Source organism: Serratia sp. X10, from assembly GCF_017811775.1.
In the GTDB taxonomy this organism is placed as follows: domain Bacteria; phylum Pseudomonadota; class Gammaproteobacteria; order Enterobacterales; family Enterobacteriaceae; genus Serratia; species Serratia ureilytica.
In genome coordinates this window covers 22,007-30,727 of sequence record NZ_JAEIOH010000013.1, presented here as the reverse complement: position 1 = coordinate 30,727, position 8,721 = coordinate 22,007, and the positions used below count along the sequence as shown (strand labels likewise).

Here is an 8,721-nt window from a genome sequence, read left to right as displayed (position 1 = left end):
GAGTGCCCACACAGATTGTCTGATAAATTGTTAAAGAGCAGTGAGTTAGGCGCTTTCGCTTGCTAACTCGAGGTGGCGTATATTACGCTTTCCTCTTTCAGAGTCAACCCTAATTTTCAGGATTTTTCTCTGCGACCCCCGGATACTCTGTGAAGTTGTTCACATGTTCCGTGTCGATGGAGGCGCATTATAGGGAGTTCCTCGCAGGCCGCAACAGGTATTTTCAGCAAAAACGATCGTTAGCTGCATTCCACAGCAAAACCCCGCTTTATACCCACTTGCACACAGTGTTATCCACAGATGCGATTTGTACGGAAAATTTACGAGCGCCACGCAAACGTTTTCGCTACAATTCCCCGCGACGAAACGATCCCCCTTTTTACGGGGGCGTTACCTGAATTTGTGCCTGTCCCTCCCTTTATAAGGCAAAAAACCGCGCTTTATAGAGAGAACGAGGTAGACATTCACGTAACGCTCTTTAATTGCGACTCAAAGCCAAGGGATAAAACCATGCAACAACCTCGTCCAATCCGCCGGGCTCTGCTCAGCGTGTCTGACAAAGCCGGTATCGTTGAATTCGCCGAAGCGCTTTCCCAGCGCGGCGTTGAACTGCTCTCCACCGGCGGCACCGCCCGCCTGCTGGCAGACGCCGGTCTGCCCGTTACCGAAGTTTCCGACTACACCGGCTTCCCGGAAATGATGGACGGACGAGTTAAGACCCTGCATCCCAAAGTTCACGGCGGTATCCTCGGCCGCCGCGGCCAGGACGACGCGGTCATGAATCAGCATGACATCCAGCCTATCGACATGGTGGTCGTCAATCTGTACCCGTTCGCCCAAACCGTAGCGCGCCCGGATTGCTCGCTGGAAGACGCGGTCGAAAATATCGATATCGGCGGCCCGACCATGGTGCGCTCCGCCGCCAAGAACCATAAAGACGTCGCCATCGTGGTGAAGAGCAGCGACTACGCCGCCATCATTACCGAGATGGACAACAACGACGGTTCGCTGCGCTATGCCACCCGTTTCGATCTCGCCATCAAGGCCTTCGAACACACCGCCGCCTACGACAGCATGATCGCCAACTACTTCGGCGCGCTGGTGCCGGCGTACCACGGCGAGACCGAGCAGCCGTCCGGCCGCTTCCCGCGCACCCTGAACCTCAACTACATCAAGAAGCAGGATATGCGCTACGGTGAGAACAGCCACCAGCAGGCCGCCTTCTATATAGAAGAAGAGGTAAAGGAAGCGTCCGTCGCGACCGCCGAGCAGCTGCAGGGCAAAGCACTCTCCTATAACAACATCGCCGATACCGACGCCGCGCTGGAATGCGTGAAAGAGTTCGCCGAACCGGCCTGCGTGATCGTCAAACACGCCAACCCTTGCGGCGTGGCGATCGGCGACGACATCCTGGCCGCCTATGAGCGCGCTTACCAAACCGACCCGACTTCCGCCTTCGGCGGCATCATCGCCTTTAACCGCGAGCTGGACGCCGCCACCGCGCAGGCGATCATCAGCCGTCAGTTCGTGGAAGTGATCATCGCGCCAAACGTCACCCAGGAAGCGCGCTCCCTGCTGGCCGCCAAACAGAACGTGCGCGTGCTGGCCTGCGGCCAGTGGCAGCAACGCGTGGCGGGGCTGGACTTCAAGCGCGTCAACGGCGGGCTGCTGGTGCAGGATCGCGATCTGGGCATGGTGACCGCCGCCGATCTGCGCGTGGTATCCGAGCGCCAGCCGACCGAACAGGAACTTCGTGACGCGCTGTTCTGCTGGAAAGTGGCCAAGTTCGTGAAATCCAACGCCATCGTTTATGCACGTGACAACATGACCATCGGCATAGGCGCCGGCCAGATGAGCCGCGTTTACTCCGCCAAGATCGCCGGCATCAAAGCGGGCGACGAAGGGCTGGAAGTAAAAGGCTCCGCCATGGCCTCCGACGCCTTCTTCCCGTTCCGCGACGGCATCGACGCCGCAGCGGCGGTTGGCATCACCTGCGTGATCCAGCCTGGCGGCTCGATCCGCGACGACGAAGTGATCGCCGCCGCCAACGAACACGGCATTGCGATGATCTTCACCGACATGCGTCACTTCCGCCATTAATTCCTTTTGCCGCGTGCGCTTCGGCGCACGCCATTCGTGGAGCCCCTGATGAACATTTTGATTATCGGCAACGGCGGGCGCGAGCACGCGCTGGCCTGGAAAGCCGCCCAGTCTCCGCTGGCGGATAAAGTCTACGTTGCGCCGGGCAATGCCGGCACCGCGCTGGAAGCCAATCTGGAGAACGTGGCGATCGCCGCCACCGATATCCCCGCCCTGGTCGCTTTCGCCCAGAGCCATGACATCGGTCTGACCATCGTCGGGCCGGAAGCCCCGCTGGTGATTGGCGTGGTCGACGCCTTCCAGGCCGCCGGTCTGAAAATCTTCGGCCCGACGCAGGCCGCCGCACAGCTCGAAGGCTCCAAAGCTTTCACTAAGGATTTCCTGGCGCGCCACCGCATCCCGACCGCCGAATATGAAAACTTCACCGACGTGGAGCCGGCGCTGGCCTACGTGCGCAGCAAAGGCGCGCCGATCGTCATCAAGGCCGATGGCCTGGCGGCCGGTAAGGGCGTGATCGTCGCGATGACGCTGCAGGAAGCGGAAGAGGCGGTGCGCGACATGTTGGCCGGCAATGCCTTCGGCGACGCCGGCCATCGCATCGTCGTGGAAGAGTTCCTCGACGGCGAAGAAGCCAGCTTCATCGTGATGGTCGACGGCGAGAACGTGGTGCCGATGGCCACCAGCCAGGACCACAAGCGCGTCGGCGACGGCGACACCGGCCCGAACACCGGCGGCATGGGTGCTTACTCCCCGGCACCGGTAGTGACCGACGAAATCCACCGGCGCGCCATGGATCAGGTGATCTGGCCGACGGTGCGCGGCATGGCGGCGGAAGGCAACACCTACGTCGGCTTCCTTTACGCCGGCCTGATGATCGCCGCCGACGGCCAGCCGAAGGTGATCGAATTCAACTGTCGTTTCGGCGATCCGGAAACCCAGCCGATCATGCTGCGCCTGCGTTCCGATCTGGTGGAACTGTGCCTGGCGGGAGCCGAAGGCCGCCTGAACGAGAAAACCTCCGACTGGGACGAGCGCCCTGCGCTCGGCGTGGTGCTGGCGGCCGGCGGTTATCCGGGTGACTATCGCAACGGCGAGGTGATCCAGGGGCTGCCGCAACAGGAAAGCGCCGACGGTAAGGTCTTCCATGCCGGCACGCGCCTGCAGGGCGATGACGTCGTCACCAACGGCGGTCGCGTTCTGTGCGTGACGGCGCTGGGCGACACCGTGGCGCAGGCGCAACAACGCGCCTATCAGCTGGCGGAAGGCATCCAGTGGCCGGGCAGCTTCTGCCGCAAAGATATCGGTTATCGCGCGATTGCGCGCGGCAAGTGATTTGACCTGATAAGGTCATGACAAGAGGCTCCGCAGCGCGGGGCCTTTTTTATAGCTGGTCTTCTTTCGGTTCCCAGCTGCAGAAGTCGTCGTTCGCCACCAGCAGCAGCTCGCTGCCTTCCGGCCCTTCCAACCAGGCGACGCTCACCGGCCGGCTGCTGCTGCGGGCGCGTTTTTCGATCCAGGCGATGGCGGAGGCATCCAACCCGGGTTTTAAGCGCTGCCCGTCGCAGGTTTGCACTTCGCCCTGCAACCAACGCCCCTGCAGCAATTTGACCTTGCCGGCGCGCAGCGCATTGCTGACTTCGAGGATCCGTCGCGCCTGATATTGATACAGGGCGATTTCATCGCGGGTCAGCGGTTCGCGGCGTGTCGCCAGCTGGCGCTGCATAAAGCTCACCGTGCCGTCATCGGCAAAGCGCAGTTGAATGGAATCTCGATCGCCGTCGGCGTCGTTGCGTTTGATTTGGCGCAGCACGTCGCCCTGATAGGTGTACAGCGTGGTGATGGTACCCGGTCCGCGGTAGGGACTATAGACGCTGACCAGCACCTGCGGACGATGTTGCTCATCGTCTTTACGCCACAGGCGTATCACGCCCTGATCGGCCACAAAGCCGCTGGCGGTAAAGCTGGGAATATCGGAATGGAAACTGCAGGCGCTCAGACCGAGGGCGATGCCGGCGGCCATGAGCACCCGACGAGTAAACAAAAGGGGCGCCATCGCCCCTCTGTTTAATCTTTTCACCGAGGCGCGGTCTTATTTAACAGCGTCTTTCAGTGCTTTGCCAGAAACGAACGCAGGCACGTTGGCTGCTGCGATTTTGATTTCTTTGCCAGTCTGTGGGTTGCGGCCAGTGCGCTCGCTACGATGGTTTACTTTGAAAGTGCCGAAGCCAACCAATTGTACTGCATCACCTTCTTTCAGAGACTCAGTAATAGCAGCCAGGGTGGATTCCAGAGCCAGTTTAGCTTGTGCTTTGGAAAGGTCAGCCTTGTCCGCGATTACATCAATCAGTTGAGTCTTGTTCATAAGTTATCCTTACAGTGTGTTTATCGTTTGCAAAGCATCGAGTGCGACGGATATGCCGATTGACAGCACTCTCCTGCATACACGCACCGATAGCCACTTTTTTTACGCCCCCCAAATGTAGACCAGACAGGGTGCGGATGTGAAGCCTTAAGGCATGACAAATCAGGCGTTAAATCACGTTTTGTTGCCTTATTGCGCTAAATTTATCCCGATGTTGCTGATACCGGCCTCTCGCAGGTCGGATCGCAGCCCCTTGATCAGGTCTATATCGCGCTCTTCACAGGCGTCCAACAGGCGGAAAATTTCCCATTGAATGTCCCATTCTTCCTCTACCGCCGGCAAACTTCCCAACTCTTCGTCGGTCATTTCCCTACCGGCTTGGGTCATTTCCAACATCGCCACGGTGCGAATCGATGTTTCGCTGATGGCGATGGCGTGCTCCAGCGTCTCCCCGCCGAGCCGCGAATGGATCAGTTCCCCTAATGCGATACAGGCATCAATTGCCGGGTAAACGCCGTAAAGATCGTAATCTTCCGCCGACGGAATCGCCTCTTCCAACTTCTCGAGCTGGCTGTCGAAGTTGACCTTGGCGTCCTTAACCACCAGCGTTTCCCACACCAAATCCAGAATGCGGCGATAAACCGCCGGATCGCCGAACTCGGTCTGTTTGCAGAACATCTGGTAATTCGGGTACATACGCTCGCACAAACTGGCCATAAAGGTCAAATGTTGCCAAGCCTCGTGCCGTTCCAGACGTAAATGAATCGGGTTACGTAGCATGCTTTACTCTCTTACGCGTTATCTGCGGCGCAGTGTACCCGAAATCGCTCATGGCGACACCTCCGGATGCTGCTGCAACCAACGCTGAAACGCCGGACGGCGCGAAGCGATGGCATCGGCCCAGCGGGTCGGCTCCGGCAAACGGTAGCCCGCCATACAGCGCTGCACCCACGCCAGCGCGCTGTCGGCGCCCACGCGGTGACCGGTAGAGATGAACAGCGGGTTGCAGCGCGCCTTGCTGCGCCATACCCAGCCCAGCTGTTCCCCCTTATCTTCCAACGGCGCCAGCGCGCCGACGGCGGCCTCCAGCGGCGCGAATTTGCCGCACAGGCGCTTCTTGGCCACGCCGATGGTCGGTACATCGACCAGCAGGCCAAAATGGCTGGCGACGCCGAGGCGCCGCGGATGTGAAGTGCCATGTCCATCGACGAAGATCAGCCCCGGCTTTTGCCGCAGCTGTGCCCAGGCGGCCAACAGCGCCGGGTATTCGCGAAACGACAGGAAGCCCGGGATATAAGGCATGACGGTGGCGATGCGCGCCACCTGATATTCCACCAGCTCCAGCGACGGATAGCGCAGTATGGCGATGGCGGCACGCGTCACCGCCCCCTCCTGCTCGAAGCCCACGTCGGCGCCGGCGATGAAGGCCGGCGGTTCGGCCGGCAGATCGTCGTAGCGAATGACTTCAGCAGCGCGCCGCAGCTGTTCGGCGCGCAGGGCCTGCATATCGGTCACATCGAATCCTTAACGGTGGTATTTCGCCGACTGCGCGTGCACCGCCTCGACGAAGGCGCCGGCGTGCTCAGGCGGCACATCCTGATGGATGCCGTGGCCCAGGTTGAACACATGACCGTTGCCGTGGCCAAAACCGGCCAGAATGGTCTCCACCTCTTCCTCGATGCGCGCCGGAGAAGCATAGAGCATCGACGGATCCATATTGCCCTGCAGCGCCACTTTGTCGCCCACGCGCCGACGCGCGTCGGCGATATCGGTGGTCCAGTCCAGCCCCAGCGCATCGCAGCCGGTAGCGGCCATCGCCTCCAGCCACTGCCCGCCGCCTTTGGTAAACAGCGTCACCGGCACGCGGCGGCCGTCATTTTCACGCAGCAGGCCATCGACGATCTTGTGCATGTAGTGCAACGAGAACTCGCGGTAATCGCGCCCGGTCAGCACCCCGCCCCAGGTGTCGAACACCATCACCGACTGCGCGCCGGCCTTGATTTGGGCGTTGAGGTACAGGATCACGCTGTCCGCCAGCTTGTCCAGCAACAGGTGCAGCGTGGCAGGTTCGGCATACATCATTTTTTTCAGCTTGGTGAAGGCCTTGCTGCTCCCGCCTTCAACCATATAGGTAGCCAGCGTCCACGGGCTGCCGGAGAAGCCGATCAGCGGCACTTCGCCCTTCAGCTCGCGGCGGATGGTGCGCACCGCGTTCATCACATAGCCCAGCTCCACTTCCGGATCGAACGCCGGCAGTTTGTCGACGTCGGCACGGCAGGTGATAGGTGAGCTGAAACGCGGGCCTTCGCCGGCTTCAAAGTGCAGGCCAAGCCCCATGGCGTCGGGAATGGTGAGAATGTCGGAGAACAGAATGGCGGCGTCCAGTGCATAGCGGCGCAGCGGCTGCAGCGTAACCTCACAGGCCAGCTCCGCGTTCTTGCACAGCGACATGAAATCACCGGCCTGGGCGCGGGTCGCCTTGTACTCCGGCAAATAACGACCGGCCTGGCGCATCATCCATACGGGGGTCACATCCACCGGCTGGCGCAACAGCGCGCGCAGGTAGCGATCGTTCTTCAACTCAGTCATTTATGGGGCTCCCTTAATAATCTGCCGGCCATTGTACATTATTCTTCCCGGCACAGCGCCACGGTGTCCTCAATCAACCGGCGCGCCACGGTGCCGGGCGGCGGCAACAGCGGCAGTTGGTCGTAGCGATACCAGCCTGCGTTGAGCAGCTCCTTGGGATCGTGACGAAGGTCGCCCTGATGGTAATCGGCCATAAAGGCCATCATCAGCGAGTGTGGGAACGGCCAGGGTTGTGAAGTGACGTAGCGCAGGTTCTTGATTTCGATATTGCTCTCTTCCATCACTTCGCGCGCCACCGCCTGCTCCAGCGTTTCGCCCACTTCGACGAAACCGGCCAGCACCGTGTGGATACCGCCGCGATGACGCACGTGCTGTGCCAGCAGGATCTGATCGTCGCGCCGAATGGCGACGATCACGCAGGGCGCAATCTGCGGGTAGTACCGTTCTTTGCAGTGGCCGCAGAGGCAGGCGCTTTCGGTGCGGCTGAGATGCATCTCATGGCCGCAGTAGCCGCAATAGCGATGGGAGCGGTAGAAATCCGCCAGCTGCACGCCGCGCCCGGCAAGCTGGAACAGACCACGATCCTGATCCAACAGCTGACGCACCGATCCCATCTCCCGCGGCATCGCCTGGCGCACCAGCCAGACCGGCGCGCCCTCCCACTCACCGATGACGCGCGCCATGTGGCCCTGCAGCCCGAGGGCAGAGGCCGTCCCTGACGGCAATTCACCGTTCGGTAACCAAAGTTTGCTTTCATGGCTGACGATCCACCAGCCGTTTTCATTGCCCGTTAATGCAAGTTCCATATCGTTGTTGCACAACCTCAGCTTCACTGGCACTCTACAAATCGGCTTTGTTACATTTTAATAACTTACCGGTTACTTTTGTTACTTACACGGAGTCAAACATGCTCAACCGTTTGGAAAGGCTGACTCAGCGCGTTGGCGGTAGTAATGAATTAGTTGATCAATGGCTTCAGGCCCGCAAGCAGTTGCTGGTCGCCTACTGCACGCTGGTAGGCCTCAAACCGAATAAAGAAAAGCATACGCCGCTGAATGAAAAAGCGCTGGAGAACTTTTGCCATAACCTGGTGGATTACCTCTCCGCAGGGCATTTTCATATCTATGACAGAATTATCAAACAAGTGGAAGGCGCAGCCAGTCCGAAAATGTCGCTGGCGGTGAACATCTACCCCAAGCTGTGGGCCAACACCGAACAGATCATGGCGTTCCACGATCGCTATACCGAAGTGGATATCGATCAGGAGGTTTGTCTGGAATTCCATCAGGCCTTGTCGGATATCGGCGAAACGCTGGCGGCGCGCTTTGCGCTGGAAGATAAGCTGATCCTGTTGGAAGCGGAGGCCGCGCAGCAACCGCTGCCGGACCAGGCGCTGGATCCGGCGCGTTAAAATTTTATAGTTTTTTTTCTTATCCCTCCTATACTGGGGGGCATCTTGTCGGAGTGCCTAGCGCCTGATTTGTTCATCGAATCAGCCAGGCTGAGACCGTTAATTCGGGATCCGCGGAACCTGATCGGGTTAATACCCGCGAAGGGAACAAGAGTAATCTATCGCCACAGGCACGGCCTTTCCCTTGCGGGCGCCCAGCCTTATCGGCCACCATCATTACTCCCTCCGAGCTCCAGACAAGCAACTTTCCCAACCCAAC

At 59.8% G+C, this 8,721-nt stretch carries 9 protein-coding genes and 1 riboswitch; of the genes, 3 read left to right on the top strand and 6 right to left on the bottom strand.

The window, feature by feature from the left end; genetic code table 11:
• Nucleotides 1-510: 510 nt before the first annotated feature.
• Nucleotides 511-2,100, top strand: coding sequence for a bifunctional phosphoribosylaminoimidazolecarboxamide formyltransferase/IMP cyclohydrolase (purH, locus tag J9788_RS24615; RefSeq protein ID WP_108680059.1), 1,590 nt, complete (start codon nt 511-513; stop codon nt 2,098-2,100).
• Between the two features lie 48 nt (nt 2,101-2,148).
• Nucleotides 2,149-3,432, top strand: a complete 1,284-nt coding sequence (purD, locus tag J9788_RS24610) for a phosphoribosylamine--glycine ligase (protein WP_046897436.1) — start codon at nt 2,149-2,151, stop codon at nt 3,430-3,432.
• Between the two features lie 49 nt (nt 3,433-3,481).
• Here the strand turns inward: purD and J9788_RS24605 are convergent, their stop codons facing one another.
• The 6 genes from J9788_RS24605 to nudC form a co-directional block, all read right to left on the bottom strand.
• The gene (locus J9788_RS24605; RefSeq protein ID WP_080350182.1) at nt 3,482-4,153 is read right to left on the bottom strand and encodes a DUF1481 domain-containing protein; all 672 of its coding nucleotides are present in this window, start codon (nt 4,151-4,153) and stop codon (nt 3,482-3,484) included.
• A 36-nt stretch (nt 4,154-4,189) separates the two neighbouring features.
• On the bottom strand, nt 4,190-4,462 hold the full coding sequence (hupA, locus tag J9788_RS24600; protein ID WP_004929874.1) for a nucleoid-associated protein HU-alpha: 273 nt from the start codon (nt 4,460-4,462) through the stop codon (nt 4,190-4,192).
• Nucleotides 4,463-4,651: 189 nt separating this feature from the next.
• A complete protein-coding gene (locus tag J9788_RS24595; RefSeq protein WP_046897434.1) occupies nt 4,652-5,242 on the bottom strand; it encodes a YjaG family protein in 591 nt (196 codons plus the stop codon).
• Between the two features lie 48 nt (nt 5,243-5,290).
• Nucleotides 5,291-5,977, bottom strand: a complete 687-nt coding sequence (gene nfi / locus J9788_RS24590; RefSeq protein ID WP_046897433.1) for a deoxyribonuclease V — start codon at nt 5,975-5,977, stop codon at nt 5,291-5,293.
• Nucleotides 5,978-5,986: 9 nt separating this feature from the next.
• Nucleotides 5,987-7,051, bottom strand: a complete 1,065-nt coding sequence (gene hemE / locus J9788_RS24585) for a uroporphyrinogen decarboxylase (RefSeq protein ID WP_046897432.1) — start codon at nt 7,049-7,051, stop codon at nt 5,987-5,989.
• A gap of 38 nt (nt 7,052-7,089) precedes the next feature.
• On the bottom strand, nt 7,090-7,857 hold the full coding sequence (gene nudC / locus J9788_RS24580) for an NAD(+) diphosphatase (protein ID WP_182265800.1): 768 nt from the start codon (nt 7,855-7,857) through the stop codon (nt 7,090-7,092).
• 101 nt (nt 7,858-7,958) lie between these two features.
• Here nudC and J9788_RS24575 point away from each other — a divergent pair, with 101 nt between their 5' ends.
• Nucleotides 7,959-8,462: an Rsd/AlgQ family anti-sigma factor gene (locus J9788_RS24575; RefSeq protein ID WP_019456431.1), complete on the top strand. Its 504-nt coding sequence runs from the start codon at nt 7,959-7,961 to the stop codon at nt 8,460-8,462.
• Nucleotides 8,463-8,501: 39 nt separating this feature from the next.
• Nucleotides 8,502-8,626, top strand: a riboswitch (TPP riboswitch).
• Nucleotides 8,627-8,721 lie beyond the last annotated feature (95 nt).